Below are 17959 nucleotides of genomic sequence, written 5' to 3' on the forward strand. Positions count from 1 at the left end.
TTTCATTTTTGATTGGGCAAGTTGAATGAATCTGTTTTTAATTGATTGTTTGGGAGTTGGAAGATGTTGTCGCTCATCTGTAAGCCGATGGTTAGGCTGATTAACTGCTTTTCCTATAGCATGAAGTTTGGGATGTTGTCATTGTTGTTTTTGGCGGTGTTGGCAACCCCGGTCTATGTCCTGAATGGCTATGTTGAAGGATCTAATGACTTTGCCAGAAAAGAAATTGCCGGACTGTTATACATTAACCCGGTCAAAAATTTTTTATTTAGTGTGAATCAATACAATTTAATGGATGCAAACCCGGGTTCTCAGGCGTGGTCGGCTGTGGAGAAAAACTGGGCTGCCGTGGAAGGAATCGAGAAAGAGAAAGGTGCTTTACTCTCTACCAAACAGGCTTTTTCGGATTTAAAGGCGGCTTATGCCGATTTTGTGAATTCGGAAAATGCCCGGGATAAAACCGATGCCGGGCGTTATGCCATTGTGGATAAGCTGCTTAGTCAATCCATTGCCCTGATTAGTACAGTGGGCACCAATTCCAATTTGGTTCTGGACCCGGATACGGACGCTTATTATGTGATGGATACGGTGGTTTACCGCTTGCCGGTGCTGGTTCAGTATATTAACCAACTGCATCATCACGGGCTGGCCCTGAACCGTCAAGGCCGTGTCAGTCTTGAGGATGTTGAAAAGGCCATTGAGCTAAAGACTCATTTGGCTGATACCTTGGCGTTAATCCAGGGGAATCTGGATACGACGTTGGGCTCAACCAGGGATAAGATGGCTGGCTTTGAGCTGAAACCGGTTTTTGGCCAGTATTTTCCAACCTTGAGCCAATATATTGACTATACCCGGGCTGCCTTGCGTACCTCTGGGGGAGAGGGGGGGAGTTCCATGAGCTTCCGGGCCTCGACTTCCAAAATTACCAATTTGTCTCTGGCAGCTTCTCAGTATGCCTCTGCGTTTTATGATAAAGGCAGTTCAGTGATGATTCGTCTGTTGCACCAGCGGATACACCGCACCAATGAGCCGTGGAATTTTATGGTGTTGGTCTCTTCCGTGGTTCTTCTGTTTATTTTTTACTTTATGGCGAGTTTCCGCTTGGCTGTGGTGCAAACGGTGAAAGGTCTGGAAAGCACCAGCAAGCGTTTGGCTAACGGAGATTTAACCCAGCGCGTTCAGGTGGAAACCCGTGATGAATTGAGCGATGTGGGGCACGCCTTTAATCAAATGGCAGAGGCCTTCTCCAGGCTGATTGGTGAAGTCAGGGAGAACGCCTTCCAGGTTACTTCCGCCTCGGAAAGTCTGTCGGCGACCTCTACCCAGATGAAGCAGGAAGCCATGACCATGACCCAGTTGTCGGAAACGGCCAGCCATTTGAGTGAAACCGTGGATGATAGCGTGAAAACCGTGGCCGCCGCGGTGGAGCAAAGCAGCGCCAATATCAGCGAAGTTTCCAAGGCCAGCAGCAATGTGGAGCATAATATCAAAATTGTGAAAACGTCCGCTGAGGATGTATCCACTCGCATGCAGTCTATTGCGGACGCGGCTGAAGAAATGTCCACGTCCGTAACCACGGTGGCTTCGGCCATGGAGGAAATGTCCGCCTCCTTGAATGAAGTCTCTCAAAGCGCCGCTGAAGCGGCCAAGGTGGCCAACGTGGCTGAAGGAACCGCCAAAACCACCAGCGAGACGGTCAATGCCCTTGGAGATTCCGCCCGAGAGATTGAGAATGTATTGGGTGTGATCAAGGAAATCGCCTCACAAACCAACCTGCTGGCCCTGAACGCCACCATTGAAGCCGCCAGCGCCGGTGATGCCGGAAAAGGCTTCGCCGTAGTGGCCAATGAGGTGAAGGAGTTGGCCAAGCGTTCGGCGGAGGCAACGGAGGACATTCGCTCCCGCATTGATAATATGCAATCTAACACCCATGCGGCGGTGAGCGCCATTGAGCAGATTCTGGTGATTATTTCTGAGATCAACCATATTAATTCCACCATTGCCAGTGCCGTGGAGGAACAGACCGCCACCGTGAACGAGATCACCCGGAGCGTGGCAGGAGCCGCCCGATCGGCTGGTGAGGTGACCCGCAATGTGCAAGAGGTGGCTGAAACCACTGCCAATGTGGCCATCAAGATCAACGAGGCCGACCAGGGTGTTAGCCTGATTGCCACCAATATCGCAGAACTGGCCCAGGGGACCAATGAAATTGCCAAAGGCGCTGGTAGTGCGGCGACTGGTACGGCACAGATGGCTGAAAAAGTGGAACAGGTCAACCATACCAGTGTTTCTACTGAAAAAGGAGCCATCAATGTTCAGACCACGGCACAAGACCTGTCCGAGCTGGCTGGTCGCTTGCGAGTGGTGGTAGAGCGTTTTAAAGTGGCCGTTTAGGGGTAAAATACCCTTGTGTGAGAATGGAAAGTGAAACCACGGTTACAAAACCGCAAGAATGGTCAATTCTACTTTTTTCCCTGTTTTTATATCAGTATGATGTCATTTGAGGCCCCATTGAGGGATAGATTTCAAATGGATGTGTTTCAAAAAGGAGAGACTATGAGAGTTTTGAGCCTGTCCCTGGTAATGGCCGCCGTGCTGGTGAACGCTGGCGTTCTGGCCCAGGCGGAATCCACTGTGGATGCGTCATTGAAGTCGGATTATTCCTATGTTGACCTGTCCACGACGGGCAAGGAAGAGAGTAGCGCTTTGCTGATGGTGCAGCCCGATACTGCCAAAGAGACCAAAACCACCGAGGCCAGCGATAAACCTCAGGCTTCTCAATGTTTTGCGGCCAACAAGCAGTTTGTACATTGCTTGCGCTAGACTTCGCTGGCTTTTTGGCTTCATATTTTTAAAAATCTCTGGAAAAGAGGGGCACTCCCATTGGGAACGCCCCTCTTTTCGGGTTTTCCGGGTATCGATTGGCTTGCTTATTCCAGCGTGGAACCGTTCAGCGATTGCTGGCTGGCATCGGCGGCAGAGGGTTGAGCTTCTACCTCTGTTGTTGGCGTGCTTTCCTCCGGGGCCTCTGGGGATGCCGGGCTTGTGGTGGCTGGCTCTGAAGTGGGGCCCGGAGCCGCTTTGGGCGAGGTCTGTGTTTCGGCGGCAATGGCCAGGCTCATCATCTGGTTTACGGAACTCAGCAACTTGCTGGCCTGAGCGCTAAACAGACCGGGCTCAACCTGCATTTCGTATTCTCGTACCTTGCGCACTTTAATGGCTGAAGATACGCCCATCTGGCGCATGGCCATATTGGCAGCGAAGCCCAGAGCCTGGGCCCCGAAGTTTTGACCATCAAAACGCACCAGTCCAACGGGGTCCACGTTTTGAACCGGCTTTTTCAGGACGAAGTTCAGCTGGTAGTTGGCGCTGTAGGCGGTTTGGTTCTCACCAACCCGGGTGAAAAACCGGACATGGCTGCCGGGGCTAATGGACAGGCCGAAGGTGGAGTCCTTGGCGCTGCTGCCAAAGGGGTTCCCGGGAAGATAGCCGCCGATGGCCTTCAGTTTTTTAAAGTCCACATAGTAGGTGACGGCGATGGGAGTGAAATCGGAGAAATCCTGATAGGCTCGGCTCTTGGCTTTGGTTTCCCCGTTCTGGGCAAAACCGGCCCCGATTTGCTTCATGCCATCCACAAAGCTGGGTTTGGCGCCCGCAAAAATATCGCTGTTGACGTCCAGCCGCTCCAGCGGGAACCCTTGGGGAACCACAGACCACACCGTGTTCTTGCCGAATTTGGTGGCCCGTTGCGTGTTGCTGGTCAGGTCATCGTTGTGTTTGCCCCGGGTCAGGGTTTCCTGAACGAAGGCCTGATAGTTGGCGCTGTTGGCGATTTGCTCCTGGGGGACGAGTTCAAAACCCTGCTGGGCCAGTCGCTCCTGAAATTCCCGGTACATGGCCTCGGTGATTTGTTGACGCACCTCGGGTGTGATGTTTTTGACCTCAAGCTCCCAGCGGTTATCGCTCCAGTTTCCGGTTCGAATCCCGTTCAGGGTGCTGCCATTGGTCTGTTCCACCACCACTTCGGAAAATACCACGTGAAAGCCCACGATCCCGACCCGGTGGACGCCATTGACCGACTCCTTGCGGGAAAATGTACTGGTTTTTGGACTTTTGGTGTCCACGTATTCTTTGGTTACAGCCACAGGCTGTTGTTCCAGGGCCTGAAAATCAAAGGGGGTGATAAACTCACGGGCCTGAGCGGGCAGAGATGAGCAGATGACGGTTCCGGCCAGCAGCAGACTGAGAAGCGGCGAAGTAGAACGGGAAAAACGCATGGGGATTGTTCCTATGTTATCAAGACAAGACTTTGCAATACGCAATACACAGTTGTGTTTTAACTATAAAATAAACAAGTTGCTTTGGCGACTGTGGTCCGGAATGGCGATGGTGGGGTTAGTCGGGTTGACCGGAGAGCAGTTCGATTTCATACCCGTCCGGGTCTTCAATAAAGGCCATGGACCGTCCGTTGGGCATGGTCGTGCATTCTTCGGTAATCTTAACGCCTTCCGCGCGCATTTGTTCAAGGGCATCCGGGACGTTGTCTACCTGAAAGGCCAGATGGAAAATATCTTCTGGTAATTGAAAGTCTGGGTCCCAGGGTAAATAGGCCAGTTCCAGTTCGGTCGGGGAGCCCGGCACCTGCATAAATGCCAACTGGCTCCCTCGGGGGGATGTCTTTCGCCCGCGGCAGGTCATATTGAAGTAACGGCTGTAAAAAGCGATGGCCCGCTCAATGTCCCGAACTTTCAGGCGAGTGTGTAAAAACATGCGTGCCTCTTTCCTTCTGGCCCTTTGACGGTATGGTTTTAACGAGGGGACTTGTAACCCAATTTTTTTGTTCCAGTTTATAACGAGTGGGGTCCGCATTGAAGTCCCTGACTGTCTGCTAAAGCGCTCAGCCTTTTTTTCTGGCAATTCAGCCTTTTTTTCGGTTTGATTCAGATAAAGGCCCGCAAGTTAAGGCCCCGCGATGCAGAGACTTGCCAGCCGCCCGGGCTCTTGCTGGTTTGCCCCGGATGGGCCTCAGTGCAACGGAAAGGACACAACGGCCAGCATGGACAATGTTTCGTGGTTCCAGATTCCCCGGCCCAGCATGCTGTCTGCGGCGGTGGTTCAATTTCAGGGTGGGGACAAGCCCGGCCCGCCAGAAGCGTCAAAGCCCAAGGCGTTCCTGTTGCAATCGGACCAACTTCGGTTATCCGTTCCTCAGTCAGGCAGACAGCCTCACTTTAATCCCCGCACGACCCGGGTTTTGTTGTCTGTGGATTATGATGGGACCCTCAGCACGGATTTGGTGGGGGCCGAGCGTTTCCAACAGCAGCGTAGTGATTGTTTGCTGCACCTGAACACCGGGCGCTGCGTTGAAGATTTGGCGCCTTTGGGGGAACGGCTGCGAGGGCTCAAACTATACGCCCTGAGTACCTCTAATGGGGAGGGGCTGTTTATCAATCATCAGGCACTCCCGGCCAATCGTTGGATAGCACAGATTGCGGAACAGCAACAGCGGGGGCAGAACGCTCAGTCATCCGACTGGCGGCAGTCCGTGCAGTCCAAAACGGGTTGGGATCACTTCCGGGTGGGCCGTGTGATACGGTCTTTTATTGAGCGGCGACTGGCATATCCCGGCTTCGGCCCCCTGGAGTGCGTTCCCCAGTCAGAGGCGGTGGCTTCGGCTATTTTGGAGACTCTGCGCCAGGAGCGAATTCAGGCTGACTTCAGCGTAGAAGGGGACACCTTGCATAAATTTTGTCCTCAGGGCTACGCCAAGCATTCCCCGGTGAGCTTTTTGGCGGCACGGTGTCCCAACCTGAAACGGGTGGTGGTGGCGGGGGATGGTCTCAATGATTATGCCCTGATGACCCTGGAGTCGGTGGTGAATGGTCGTGGACAACCCGTGGCGGTGGATCGGGTTCTGGTGGCCCGGGACAACGCTTTCGTGCAGCGTGTCTTACAAGAGGCACCCAATCCGTTGAAAGTCAGGATGGTGTCCCCCAGGCGGCACACCTTGTTTGAGTCCATCGCCGACCGGGTGGCGTCGGTGCCGCCGGATGAGGCCGCTGAACCGTCCAGCCTGCCGCAGGACGTGGCGGTTGTCACGGCGTAAAGCCACTGACTGGCTTATTGGTTCTAGAGGCAGAACGCCGGGTTGGTGCCGTGAATGGCCAGACAAATCGACAACCCTGAGGCAATGGCCGCTTGGGGATCGGCAACCTGCTGGCGGGTGCCTGCCACCTCAATGAACCCGGCCCCGGTTAAATGGGTCAGAAGTTCCTGAATGTGGGCGTTGAAGTCGCCCCGCTCAAAGCGGCCGTAATGGCGGTGCATCACAAAATAGATGCGTCCTCCCGGGGTCATTTGGCTTTTGAGGGCCTTTAAAATGCGGCTCATTTTATGGGAAGGCCAGTACATCACGCTGTTCACGGCCAGAATGTGATCGAACTTCCGGTTAAAATCGGGTAAGTCAGCCACATCGGCCTGTAAAAGCTGGACTTTGCCGCTTTGAATGGCTTTCTGATTCAGCTGGGTCGCCTTTTGCAGCATCAGCGGGGCGGGATCGATGCCGGTGATCCGGCTGACCGGGGTGCGCTTGACCAGTTCCCGGATGGCCTGGCCAGTGCCAAAGCCGATTTCAAGAACAGTTTCATTCGGTTGCACCTGCATTAAGTCTACCGCCCATTGATTGACCGACTCAAAAGTGGTTGATAAGCAGCTGGCCACAATCTCGCCATAGAAGCCGTCGGGCTTGGCCAGTTGGCCGAGGACGATTTTTGATTCGTCGATGAAGTTGGGGAAGGCAGGATTCGGCATCAGATTTACAGGCTTTGGCTGGAATTCCGCTTGCGTTTCGGTTAGGGGACGCTTTTTACTGGAATTCAGGGCATTATAGGGGAGCTGGAGCAAGCCCAACGGGCAAGTGCATGAAAGTTTAGCAAAAAACCGGGGACAGTTAAAATTCCCCGCCCCCGCCAGGGAAATCCGGGATGTCAAGGATATGTCAACCTGTGGGCTTGATGGGGCTTTGCCTCTGTGGGATGGTTATGTCGAAGCCGTTTTTTTAATCAGGGCGGGACGGTGGGAGACAGTTTGAGGCAGTCGCATTGGTGAGTTTCTGGCGGGGACGGTTTTTTTGCAGCTTAATGCTGGCGGCGGGACTCTGTCTGGGCTCTGCTCAGGCTCAGCAGACTATTTTTAACGTGCCTTCCGCGGACGTGACCCCCCAAGGGGAAATCTTTTTGCAGCATGAAAGCCAGTTCAGGATCTGGCGGCCCGGTCGCTTTCTCAACAGCACGGAGTATTCGGCTTTCGGGCTGGGTCACGGGACTGAGCTGGATGTGACCCTGTTTAACGTCAACGCCCCGGCTTCCGATAACATCACCCTGGGGGTGGGATTGAAGAAGATTGTGCCGCTATTCCCCAAAAAATTTCCCCGGCAGGAATTCAAACTGACTGTGGGCCAGCTGGTGCCGGTTTCCCTGCAAGGCCAGGGGGTCGGCAATTGGTCTTACGCCCACCTCAGCGCGCGGGCGCCCCGGTTGAAAACTCGGCTGGCGGTCGGGGTCAGTACGGGTACCCGGCAGATCTTCGGGCGCACCACGGTGGGGGCCATCGCCACTCTGGAGCAGCCGGTGACCAAGCGCTTGAGCTTGCAGGGCGACTGGTACTCGGGCACGCACGCCCTGGGCTTTTTGATTACCGGCTTCAGTTACGCCTTACCCTACAATACTGTGCTGTTTGGGGGTTATCAAATTCCCAATACGCCCCGATGTGGTCGGCAGGGCTTTGTATTTGAGTTCGCCAAATATGTGAAATAAGGCAAAGCACCCCGGAGAGGAGGCTTCTTCATTTCTGGGGCACTGGTTGGCTGGAGGGCCTCCGGCAGATTTTCAGGCCAGACCGTGCTATACTCTGGCCCAATTGTGAGGTTGTGTCGAAGGGAGTTGGCCGAGGCTATGACGATTGCGTCTCCATTGTGGACTGGGTTGGTGTTGGCCTGTGGGGCAGGCTTGGTTCTGCCTTTTATGACTGGCGGAAAGCCCGTCTGGCGTTGGCAGTGGACCGCCGCTCAGATCCAGCAGCTGGTTTGGGGGGGCAGTCTGCTTGGACTGGCGGCCCTTTTGGCCGTGGGCTTGCATCTGGCAGCGGCTCAAACTTTGGGGTTCGCCCTGGCTGGCTTTGCGGCCATGGCGCTGCTGTCCGGCTTGAGTCTGCCGGTGGGGGTGCCGGGGCTTTTGCTGGTGATAGTGGCGTTTTTTATAGGCGGGGCTGGCGATGCGCAGATCCCCATCCAGAATGTGCAGGCCTATTTGCTGGGCCTGCTGCTGGCTCAGCTGGCACTGTCTGAGGGCCCTTCTCCTGAGCGCTCCTCCCGCTGGCTGGAGTTTTTATGGCCCGCCATTTTTGGGGTGGGCTCGATCTGGATTGCTTTAACCAGCCCCCAGAATGGCTGGGCCAATCAGCAGGGGCTATTGTTGCTGTCCTTGGCCATCGCCGTGCTGTTACGAAGCGTTTCACTGTTTCCGGTCTTGTCCGAATCAAAAATACGGCAAGCCCTCTTTGTCTCTATCACCTCCGGCTTGCTGGCCTGGTTGGGCATTCAGAATGCGCTATTACAACCCAACCTGTCCCCCTGGGCCTTCCTGATTGCGGGCGGGAGCCTGTTGGGGTTTGGGTTAGCGGCGTTGGGGTCTGTATCCTCCTCTAAAATGGTCGGCATTCGGGCGATGCAGCTGCTGTTGTTGGGGCTGGCCACCTTGGTGGCCTCTCGACTGTTTGGTTCCACGGGTTGGCTGGTCTTGGCGGCCTCGCTGTTATCGGCCACGGGATCTGTGGCGGGCAAGGCGGCGGCAAGCAATCTCCAAACCGGTAGCGATGAACCGCCCGCTGGATTGTCTGTGGTCGGTCTGGCCAGTCTGTTTTTGGTGGGGCGGGTTTTATTGCAGACGTTTATTGTGCAGTTTAACCCCAACGTCACCGGCATTAACATTACCCATCCTTACGCCAGCGCGGCCCTGTATGTTGGATTTGCTGTTATGCTGCTGCTACCGTCATTGCTTAAAGCCACAAAGCCTGCTTCGGAAACACAGACCGCTTTGTCTCATGGGTTTTTACCCGTGGTTTTGGGGGCCATCGCTCTGTTGTCGGCGGGATTGGCCAACTATTTTTTACACGCCGAAGCCACTGGCAGCTTTTTGACTGCCTTGTGGGTCACGGGGATTGGCGTCACTCTGCTGGGCCCCTTTACCGATGAACAGAGCCGCTTTGTGCCGCTTCAGTTGGCTTTTCTCACCACGCTCATCTGTCTGTTGTCCCCGGAATTGATTGAAGCGGGCAATCTGGCTGAGAAGAACGAGAAACTGTGGGTGCTGACGGGGGCCTTTATCGTTTATAGTGCCTTAGCCCTGCTGATTCAGAAACAAGGCTCAGGGCGTCAGGCGGTACCAGTCGCGTGAAATCATACGATCGTTTCGGAAAACGCTGACCAGCACACTGTGTTGGTTGGGCTGCCGGGTTGTTCGCAGAATACGGGCTGACTGCATGACCTGTTTTCCCTGAAAGGCCAACGACAGGGTGTTTCCGTTTTCAGTCACGGCAATGCGCAGGGCCTGAGGCTGGTTGTTTTTGAACTTTAAATCAGCGCCGCCGTACCACACCGTGGCATCCAGCCCTGGCGGCACGCTGTGGATGGTTCGCAAGTGGGGTACCCGTTGCTCAATGGGCAGATTGGCTTTCAAGGCCAACTGGTATAAAGCCGATGACAGCAGGCAAATGCCGCCGCCCACCGTGCTGGGGCTTTCACCACCTAGATAAGAGGGAGCAGCCTGATAACCTCGGGCCTTGGTGCGGGGGCCTACCGAGCGGTTGAAGGAAAAGCTCTGTCCCGCAGGGATGATGACCCCGTTGAGGTGGCGGATGGCCGTACGCAGGTTGTTTTTTTGCGCCGGTGACAGGCTTTGTACGGAGAGTTGCTGCTGAGCCACCGGCTGGGCAAAGGGATTGCCCCACCAGCACAGGGCCAGTAGGGTGATGGGCACACTCCACAGACCAAGGCGCTGAAAGAGCTGTTTTGTGACAGATAGACCTTTAGGTTGCGATTTAGCAGGCAGCAAGGGGGTTACTCCACGACCTGAATGCTATCCAGCGCGGAGTAAGCCTTGACCCGCTGGCTGTACATCCCCTCCAGCTTGACTGGGTTCATCTGGAAGGTGCCGGGCAGCTCCATGCGCACCAGGGCGTGGAACTCCGATTTCCCGGCGGGAACGCTATTGGCGAACATGACCACCCGATCGTCCAGAATATCCTGATGGGCCCACCACCAGTTGCCCCAGTCACCCGAGAACTGGCCTTCCTCGTCAGATTCCTGTAGCAGAGATTCCCGTGGGTCATTGGAAATCACCTCGCCCCCGCTGGGCAAAGCTGCTTCCAATAGTACATAGGGCAGTGCCACTGGCGTGTTGACCGTCACTTTCATTAGTACCGTTTCCCCGGCCCGAACCTGATTGCCGGACAGGGGGTACATTTTAAAGCGCATGGTGCCGTTGGGGCCCACCGGTTCCGCTTGAATGCGGAAGAATTTCCGCTGGATGCTGAGCCCTTGGGGCATGGCCACTTGCGGGACTTGGGCACCCGGTTGTAGTGCTTGCCAGTAGGTCAGGACGGTGCTGTAGAACAACTCGCCGGGGCCTTCCTTGCGCAGGCTGATGAAGGTCGGGTGCTGTTGGGCTAGCGCGACCCGGGTGGTGAACTCTGGATCGTACAATTGGGCCTGAGTGAAAGCACGGGCTTCCGTCCACAAGTTGGAGGTGGCTGTGAAATTGGGCGGCTGGTTACTGCGCAGGGCCAGCGTTTTTTCCAGCAGGGCCTTGAGTACCAGCGCAGTGGTTTTGGTGTTGTCCCAACCGTCCTTGCCCCGTTGCAGCATCAACCAGCGCTCAATGGCGGCCAGGGTGTCCGGCGCAACCGTGGCATAAGGTCGCATGGCCAGGGTGGCCCTCAGGCCCAGCGCTGTGGCTTCCGTTCCGGTGAAGCGATAGGTGTAATCGGCAGAATCAAAGCCCAGTTTTTTGCCCATTGGGGCGGTGTGATCCCAGCTCATCGTGTCGGCGCTGTGATCGGCCAGACGGTTCAGGGCGGCGAAGCTCTGCAGAGCGGCAGCGGTGTCTTGCTGCTTGACAAAGGCCAGCGTCAGGTAGCTCAGGGCTTCCGGGGTGGCCTTGGGAACCTGACTGAGAACGAACTGGCGGGTTTGGGCATCGGTTTTTTGACCGTACAAGGCCAGCACCTGCTGCAGGTAGGCTAAATCGGTGAATCGCTCTGCTTGTAAAATGCGCTCAGAGGCCAGTTTGGGGTCGGCCAACTGGTGTGCCAACTTTTTGGCTTTGGCTTGCATCCACTTGAGGCCATCGGCTTGCCACTGATCCGGCAAAATGTGCCAATCAACTGGCATGTTGAGCTGCTTCAGCGTGGCCAGACCCTCCATGACATAGGCGGTCATGGCAGGGTCGCTTTCCCCGTATTGCCACCAGCCCCAGCCGCCATCCGGATTGTGGGCGTCTTTCAACTTGCCCAGGGCTTTCAGGCTGACTTGCCGGAATTTTTCCTGCTGGGCTTGAGAGAGGGGGAGATTTAATTGCTGACTGAGCTGGACGGCCACCATGGAGGGCACCAGACGGCTCATGGTTTGCTCCGTGCAGCCGTAGGGATAGTCGATCAGGCTGTCAAAACTCCCCAAAACCGGCCCAATGGTGGAACCGGCCACCGACAGGATGACTTGGGCCAATCGGGGATCGGTATTGGGTGGGAGTTTCAGTGGGATTTCCACCGCCTCCACGGGTTTTGGCAATTGCCCGCTGTGGGCTTCACTTACCTCAACGCCCAAGGGATGGATGGGTACTTGCAGTTCCAGGGCATCCCCGGCGGTTTGCCCAACGGCTTTGATGGCTACAGTGCCCTGTCCCGGTGTTTTGATTGTGACCGGCCATTCGTAACGGCTGGCCTTGTCCGCTTGGATGGTCAGCTTTTGGCTGAGGGCCTGCCGAGTCTCAAACTGGGATGAGGGGTTCAGCGTGAGTGCCACCGTTTGGGGCTGCTGGGTGTAGTTATGCACAATGGCGGTCAGTCGGGCCTGATCGTGCTGGGTGTAAAAGCGGGGCAAGGCTAGCCGTACGATCAGATCCTGAGTGGCAATGACCTTGGAGAGAGCAGCGCCCACATCGGTCTGCGCGGTGATCCCCCGCACGGTGGCCCGCCAGGTGGTTAAATTATCCGGCAACTGTATGGTAGCCTTGGCCAGGCCCTGAGCATCGGTTTTTAGAACCGGTTGCCAACCGGCCACATCCCGAAAATCCTTGCGCACCTTGGGCTCAATTTTATCCGGCCCCGCGGAGTACTCTTCCGGGAAGGAGGACAGGGTGAGGACCGAGTTGTAAATTCTGGGGTAAAAGAATTTGCGGATGTCTTCGGCGGCATCGGGGCGAATGGCGTAGATGCTTTCATCCACCACCCCCAGGGAGACCTCGGTGTTGGGGGCTGGCTGGCCGTTGGGGTACTTGGCGGTAATGGTGTAGGTGGCTTTCTCCCCCGGCTGGTAACGGGCCTTGTCCGGGGTGACCGTCAGGTTTAAAAAATGCTGGGCCGGGGAGACCATGGCCATTTCCGACTGGTTGTAAAACTGGTGCTTGGGGCCCACAAAGGTGGCCGTCACGTACACATTGGGGGCGTAATCGCCGCTTAGCGGGATTTCCACCACTTTGGCCGTGGCGTCCATGGGCACCACTTGCAGAGTGTGAATTTTACTGCCTTCCACGGCCACAATGGCCTGCCCCTTTTCTTTCCCGCTGACGGGGGCTGTAATCAGAGCCTTGGCCACTTCGCCGGGTTGGTAAATCTTTTTATCCAACTTCAGAGAAAAAGCCTCCTGCTGGGCCTGTTGCCCTTCTCGGACATAAGGTTGGTTGGGGCTGGCAATCCACAGGCTGCTTTGATCGTAAATGGTATGCCCGTGATCATCGCTGGCTCTGGCCGTCAGGTAGTAGTTGTCGCTGAAGTACTGATCGGTGGTGGGCAGGGTCACCGCCGCTTTGCCCTGGGCATTGGTGGTGGCTGAAACGGTGCCCAGGACGCTGGTGCCCCGGTACTCCTGCTTGACCCGATCCCAGTTCCAGCGCATCAGGGAGACGGAAATGGCCCGATGGGCCACCGGTTGCCCGTTGTAATAGACGGCATTCAGTTCCGCTTGCACCGGCTCTCCGGCCCGTGTGACTGATTGCTTGGGTTGCACAAACAGGGTGAAATCTCCGGCCACCACCGATTGCGATCCGCTGCCCACCACGGCCATGCGACTGAGGTCGGTGACTTCCGCCTGAATGGTGTAGCGACGATCCAGATAATCCAGACTGTAAGGCTCATTGGGATCAATCTTCATGGGCTGGGTGGGGAAGTCAATCAGCGCTTCCCCGGTGGCGTCCGTCTGGGCAAAGCCTTCCGTAATGTAGTCTCCGGCGTAGCTCAGGTCTTCAAACACCCCGTCATCGTTGTCCCAGTCATCAAAGTAGCCGTAGTAATCCGGGCGAGGCATCAGGCCAAAGCGGGATGACCAGTCGGTGCTGGCGTAAACGGTGTATTTCACCCGGGCGTTGGTGACGGGAGCCCCGAAGTAGTAATTGGCCCGAATGCGGGCCTCGGCTCGGTCCCCGGCCACCAGCCGGGGTTGCAGGGGCAGAACGTCTACCTGATATTCCGGCTTGCGGTATTGGGCCACCTCAAAGCGCTCGTAGGATTCGCTACCATCCGGGTAAGTAATGGTGAGCTGGTACGCACCGGTTTTGCCGTCTTTGGGCACTTGGTAAAGTCCATGGAAGGTGCCGTGATCGTTGGTATTCACCCGACCTTCCCAGAGTTTGGTGTTGTCCGGGTCCTCAATGCGCAGGCCCAGGCTCATACCGGCCTTGGGCGTCTGGAAACCGCTGGCCGTTTTCAGGCGGGAAATCCCCTTGAAGTAAACGGTTTGCCCCAGCCGGTAAATAGGCCGTTCGGTATAAAAGTAGGTGCTGTAGTTATCCCGGGCGTCGTTCCAGAAGCCGATGCCCCCAAAGGCCCGGTTTTTGGCTTGCGTGCCGATGGCCAGCCAGTTGTAGTTGCTTTCCCGCTTGCGGGCGTTGGGCACGGGAAAGGAAGCAATCCCCTGAGCGTTGGTTTTACCCTGACCCAGGCGGGCCAACTGCGGGTGATCCCGATCCAGCAGTTGAATTTGGGCGTTGGGCACCGGTTGCAGGGTGTTTAAATCGATGGCCCGCACCCAGGTCTGATCCACGGCCTGTTTGACGATGAGGCCCAGATTGCTGACGCTGAACCACATCACGTTCCAGTCCGACTTTTGCTTCAGATTGCTGACTTCCGCCACCAGCAAATATTCGCCGGGGGGCAGGGGCTCATTCAGTTTGAATTCGGCGTGGGACCAGTCCTGATAATCCCGCTCCAGCTTTCGGCTGAGGGTTTTTAGCGGCGTTTCGTTCTTAAAGAGAACACCGCTGTTTTTTTGGTAAGGCTTGTACAGGGAGAGGTCGGCACTGAAGTCCATGCCATTCTGGCGGCTGTTTTGCAGTAGGCTGAGCATGTCCTTGCGATAAATGCGCACGGTGGCCTGATCGCTGCCCATGGCGTTCAGCCAGAAGTGGGGGACCTCCTTGCCGGTAAAGACCCGGGTGTTGCTGGCAATGTTGACGCTGGGTTCCAGAATGGCCAAATGCACGGCGTCCTTGAGTTGGGTGGTTTTGGCCTCATCCACGAACAGGCCTTGCTCATCGGTGGTGGAAAAGCCGGGGGCCCGCACGGTCAGGCTGTATTCCCCCACCGGAAGCTGGTTGATTTTAAAAGTGCCATCCGGCTTGACCCATACCCCCCGCTCCACCAGCGTGCCGCCCCGTGGGCCCACGGCCAGGGCGTAAACCTTGTTGCCCTTGATGTCGTAGCTGCTTAACTGGAAGCCTTCCTGCTCCAGATCGATTTTTCCGGCCAGGCTGCCAGTGGGTTTCTCCAGACCAATGGCGATGGCCCCGCCCGCAAATAACAGGGCGACCACGCTGACGCTGAGGAGAACGCTTTGGTTGGGCTTATTGGTAAACATCGGCAACAATCCTGTACAGCTGAAACTTTTCGTTGGGGGCAATGCCCGCTTTTAGCTTGGCCTGCACCAGCATATAGTTGGCATCTCTGGCTTCTCCGGGCAGCATGACCCCAGCCTTCCCTCCCTGACGCACCATCAGGCCATCCCGCAGGGGGTTGATAGCCGCTAGCCGGTTGACGGGTTGCAGGGCCTTAACCACCGTGACCTGTGGCTGGAGCAGGGGCCACTCGCTTTCGCGGATGGGCGGATAGCGATACTCCTTGCTCAGGGCCCCCAACGTGGCGTACACGGTGGCCTCGGACACGGTTTTATACTGCGGGTAGGCGGATCCCCAGCAGGCCCGGGGTTTGCCATTGCGGCTCAGGGTGACAAAAACCCCCCGTGGTTTGGAGTAGCGCTCATTCAGTCGGGAGCTGAGGGCTAAAGCGTTCCATTGGGCGCTTGGTGAATGGTTACTGAAGTACACCTGTCCCGTTTTCTGCACCAGTTGGGTGGGGGTCAGGGTGTCCGCATGTGCCAGTCCGCAGAGCAGGCTCATCAGCAGACCAAGAACCAGGCTCTGCCTCGTCCGCATTGAACTTCCCCTGAGGCTGACCGGCGGGTCATTGCCCCTTCGTCCCTTTGGCAATGGAATTTTCTCTCCTAACCCGTACAATAGGCATCAACATCCACTGGCCAAGACGCCCTTCGATTTGAGCGAGGATGAAATGCACGATTATTTTACCAGCTCCAGCCTATCCCGGCGCGATTTTTTAAAGGGCTTGGCCCTGACTGCCGCGGCGCTGGTTCTGCCATCCGCAATCCGGTGGCCTGAAGGGCAAGCGGTGGAGCCTGTTACTCCCTTTTGGTGGTGTGCGTTGCGAGATGGCAAGCCCCATGGTTCCAATCATCCGGGGAATTGCTTTGGGCTGCCCGGTTCCTTAATGAAGCTGGTGGCGGCCACGGCCTTGCTGGAGGAACGCTTGCTCTCTTCCGATCAGCTCTTGGAGTGTCGAGGAACCTTGCGGATTAAGGGGCAGTTGTATCGTTGCCAGCATGCCCATGGAAAAATCAACATGCGGCAGGCCTTGGCGGCTTCCTGCAATATCTACTTCGCTCAGGCGGCGGAAGTGTTGAGTACCCGGCGGTTTTTGCAATACGCTGAGGCCTTTCAGCTCAATCGACCCACCGGCCCCAGCCGGGAAAGCGCTTATCTATTTCCCTCGGCCACGGCATTGACGCACTCGTCCCAGCTGTATGTGCTGGGTCTGGCCAAGCCCATGCAGCCCAGCGCCGCACAACTCTTGCGGATGACCCGGCACATTGCTTTACGCGATATCCAAGGCTTTCAGCCAGCCACCTGGCGCATCTTGCAAAGCGGCATGCGTTCAGCGGTCACGCAGGGAACGGCCCGACAACTGGACCCGCACAATCGTTGGCGGGTGGCCGCCAAAACCGGCACCACGCCATCCGGGGAGTTTTATCAGTCCTGGGTGATGGGCTTTTTCCCCATTGAAAAGCCAGTGGTGGCTTTTTGCGGACGGGCGTTGAGCGGGACTGCCAAGGACGCCGCTGTGCCCGCGGCTCGCCAGTGGTTGCAGCAGGCCCCCTGGGCTTCGGTGTAAGGTGGCCTCTGGGAACGATGGTTGAACCGACAGTGCAGAACTTAAAATGGAGCAGCTTTAAATTGATTCTGCCATGGCGCGTTCTGTTGGCCACCGGGTGGTGCATTGCTCTGCTGACCGGCTCAGTCGAGGCTGCCCTGCCCTCACAGGTTCGGGTTCGTCTGTTTGAAGCCCACCCCACGGTTCAGGCCTTTCGGTTGCAAGGAGCCCTGCGGATTCAGGGCGGCGCTGGCTCCTCCGTGCCAGCATCGGTACTGACTGTGGGGCAGTCGCAGGGACGCCTTTGGGCCCGCTGTGGACCTCGGCAGAGCCTGTGTTATCGGGGTGCCCGGTTGACCGTTCAAGCTATGGGAGGGCAGCCCATTCAAGTGACCGCCCTGCACGGAGACCGGTCCCTGCCCGCCCGGCGCTACAGCGGACCGTTGACGTTTGTGATCCAGCAAGGGCGGTTGAGGGTGTTCAATACCCTGCTCGCTCGGCATTATGTGGCCGTGGTTATTTCCAGTGAAACCGGGCCTGGTTGGCCGTTGGAAGCCCTGAAGGCGCAGGCGGTTCTCACTCAAACCCGGCTGAGCCGGTACAAGCCCGGAGATGTGTTGGGGGACTCCACCCAGCAGGAGGTATATCTGGGAGAGGCTTACCGGAAACCCAACGCCGAACAGGCGGTGCGGGCGGTGTGGGGACAGACTTTGACTTCCAATGGGCAGGCCATTCAGCCGTATTACCATGCCAGTTGTGGTGGACACACCAGCCATCTTCGATGGTTTGCCGGGCAGGCAATGCCGTCGGGGCAGGTGGACGGGGTGATTTGTCCCTATTGCGCCAAGGCCCCTTTTGCCCAGACCACGGTGTCTGTACTTAATGCGGCCCAGTGGCAGTCGGTTTACCCGAACAGCATTCCGAAAAAAGCCCCTTTGGCAGAAAGTATGCCCACAGTCACTCAGGTGGATGCCAGTGGTCGGCCCCTGCAGGTGCAGGTGGGGGCGCAGCGGTTGAGCGGCTATCAGTTTTGGCTTCGGCTGGGTCAGCGGTTGGGCTGGGATAAGCTACCCGGCACCCGTTTTCAGCTTCAGGCCTTGCCTAACGGTCGACTTCGCCTCAGCTCTACCGGTGCGGGTCATGGGGTGGGGCTGTGCCAGTGGGGCGCCGCAGAAATGGCCCGGCAAGGCCAGCGCTATAATCAAATCCTGAAATTCTACTTCCCGCAGGCCCGGCTGAGTGGGCGTTAACC

13 protein-coding genes are annotated in these 17959 nt (G+C 56.8%); 7 read left to right on the forward strand and 6 right to left on the reverse strand.

All coding sequences use genetic code 11. From position 1 onward, the window contains the following. Positions 1–132: 132 nt before the first annotated feature. Positions 133–2394, forward strand: a complete 2262-nt coding sequence (locus DF283_RS10720) for a methyl-accepting chemotaxis protein (protein WP_303674869.1) — start codon at positions 133–135, stop codon at positions 2392–2394. A 162-nt stretch (positions 2395–2556) separates the two neighbouring features. Continuing rightward, positions 2557–2823 (forward strand): hypothetical protein, encoded by a 267-nt coding sequence (locus DF283_RS10725; RefSeq protein ID WP_303674870.1) that lies wholly within the window; start codon positions 2557–2559, stop codon positions 2821–2823. 107 nt (positions 2824–2930) lie between these two features. Here the strand turns inward: DF283_RS10725 and DF283_RS10730 are convergent, their stop codons facing one another. Beyond that, positions 2931–4277 carry a hypothetical protein gene (locus DF283_RS10730; RefSeq protein ID WP_303674871.1) on the reverse strand — a complete coding sequence of 449 codons (1347 nt, stop codon included), beginning with the start codon at positions 4275–4277 and terminating at the stop codon, positions 2931–2933. Positions 4278–4395: 118 nt separating this feature from the next. Next, positions 4396–4770: a VOC family protein gene (locus tag DF283_RS10735; RefSeq protein WP_303674872.1), complete on the reverse strand. Its 375-nt coding sequence runs from the start codon at positions 4768–4770 to the stop codon at positions 4396–4398. A gap of 286 nt (positions 4771–5056) precedes the next feature. On the opposite strand from DF283_RS10735, the gene DF283_RS10740 reads away from it, so the two are divergent. Further along, entirely contained in the window at positions 5057–6106 is a 1050-nt protein-coding gene (locus DF283_RS10740) for a hypothetical protein (RefSeq protein WP_303674873.1), read from the forward strand. A 23-nt stretch (positions 6107–6129) separates the two neighbouring features. Here DF283_RS10740 and DF283_RS10745 read toward each other — a convergent pair whose 3' ends face one another. Then, positions 6130–6810 (reverse strand): class I SAM-dependent methyltransferase, encoded by a 681-nt coding sequence (locus tag DF283_RS10745; RefSeq protein ID WP_303674874.1) that lies wholly within the window; start codon positions 6808–6810, stop codon positions 6130–6132. 293 nt (positions 6811–7103) lie between these two features. Here DF283_RS10745 and DF283_RS10750 point away from each other — a divergent pair, with 293 nt between their 5' ends. Both DF283_RS10750 and DF283_RS10755 read left to right on the forward strand, forming a co-directional pair. Then, the gene (locus DF283_RS10750; RefSeq protein ID WP_303674875.1) at positions 7104–7814 is read left to right on the forward strand and encodes a hypothetical protein; all 711 of its coding nucleotides are present in this window, start codon (positions 7104–7106) and stop codon (positions 7812–7814) included. A gap of 138 nt (positions 7815–7952) precedes the next feature. Continuing rightward, complete coding sequence (locus DF283_RS10755; RefSeq protein WP_303674876.1) at positions 7953–9452, forward strand: hypothetical protein; 1500 nt, start codon at positions 7953–7955, stop codon at positions 9450–9452. On the opposite strand, the gene DF283_RS10760 is transcribed toward DF283_RS10755, so the two are convergent. The 3 genes from DF283_RS10760 to DF283_RS10770 all read right to left on the reverse strand — a co-directional run bounded on the left by DF283_RS10760 (position 9423) and on the right by DF283_RS10770 (position 15698). Then, complete coding sequence (locus DF283_RS10760) at positions 9423–10034, reverse strand: VanW family protein (RefSeq protein ID WP_303674877.1); 612 nt, start codon at positions 10032–10034, stop codon at positions 9423–9425. The genes DF283_RS10755 and DF283_RS10760 overlap by 30 nt on opposite strands. Before the next feature lie 80 nt (positions 10035–10114). Continuing rightward, entirely contained in the window at positions 10115–15124 is a 5010-nt protein-coding gene (locus DF283_RS10765; RefSeq protein WP_303674878.1) for an alpha-2-macroglobulin family protein, read from the reverse strand. Beyond that, positions 15111–15698, reverse strand: a complete 588-nt coding sequence (locus DF283_RS10770; protein ID WP_303674879.1) for an AMMECR1 domain-containing protein — start codon at positions 15696–15698, stop codon at positions 15111–15113. Before DF283_RS10770 ends, DF283_RS10765 begins: the two co-directional genes overlap by 14 nt. A 118-nt stretch (positions 15699–15816) precedes the next feature. Between DF283_RS10770 and DF283_RS10775 the strand changes: the two genes are divergently transcribed. Together DF283_RS10775 and DF283_RS10780 are read left to right on the forward strand one after the other, a co-directional pair. Continuing rightward, positions 15817–16728 (forward strand): penicillin-binding transpeptidase domain-containing protein, encoded by a 912-nt coding sequence (locus tag DF283_RS10775; RefSeq protein ID WP_303674880.1) that lies wholly within the window; start codon positions 15817–15819, stop codon positions 16726–16728. A 62-nt stretch (positions 16729–16790) separates the two neighbouring features. Further along, positions 16791–17957, forward strand: a complete 1167-nt coding sequence (locus DF283_RS10780) for a SpoIID/LytB domain-containing protein (RefSeq protein ID WP_303674881.1) — start codon at positions 16791–16793, stop codon at positions 17955–17957. Positions 17958–17959 lie beyond the last annotated feature (2 nt).

Source organism: Vampirovibrio chlorellavorus, assembly GCF_003149375.1.
Taxonomy (GTDB): domain Bacteria; phylum Cyanobacteriota; class Vampirovibrionia; order Vampirovibrionales; family Vampirovibrionaceae; genus Vampirovibrio; species Vampirovibrio chlorellavorus_B.

Coding starts and splice junctions, on each gene's coding strand:
- DF283_RS10735 (WP_303674872.1), bottom strand. CDS start 4,770: ATGTTTTTACACACTCGCCTGAAAGTTCGGGACATTGAGCGGGCCATC.
- DF283_RS10720 (WP_303674869.1), top strand. CDS start 133: ATGTTGTCATTGTTGTTTTTGGCGGTGTTGGCAACCCCGGTCTATGTC.
- DF283_RS10765 (WP_303674878.1), bottom strand. CDS start 15,124: ATGTTTACCAATAAGCCCAACCAAAGCGTTCTCCTCAGCGTCAGCGTG.
- DF283_RS10740 (WP_303674873.1), top strand. CDS start 5,057: ATGGACAATGTTTCGTGGTTCCAGATTCCCCGGCCCAGCATGCTGTCT.
- DF283_RS10770 (WP_303674879.1), bottom strand. CDS start 15,698: ATGCGGACGAGGCAGAGCCTGGTTCTTGGTCTGCTGATGAGCCTGCTC.
- DF283_RS10725 (WP_303674870.1), top strand. CDS start 2,557: ATGAGAGTTTTGAGCCTGTCCCTGGTAATGGCCGCCGTGCTGGTGAAC.
- DF283_RS10730 (WP_303674871.1), bottom strand. CDS start 4,277: ATGCGTTTTTCCCGTTCTACTTCGCCGCTTCTCAGTCTGCTGCTGGCC.
- DF283_RS10745 (WP_303674874.1), bottom strand. CDS start 6,810: ATGCCGAATCCTGCCTTCCCCAACTTCATCGACGAATCAAAAATCGTC.
- DF283_RS10755 (WP_303674876.1), top strand. CDS start 7,953: ATGACGATTGCGTCTCCATTGTGGACTGGGTTGGTGTTGGCCTGTGGG.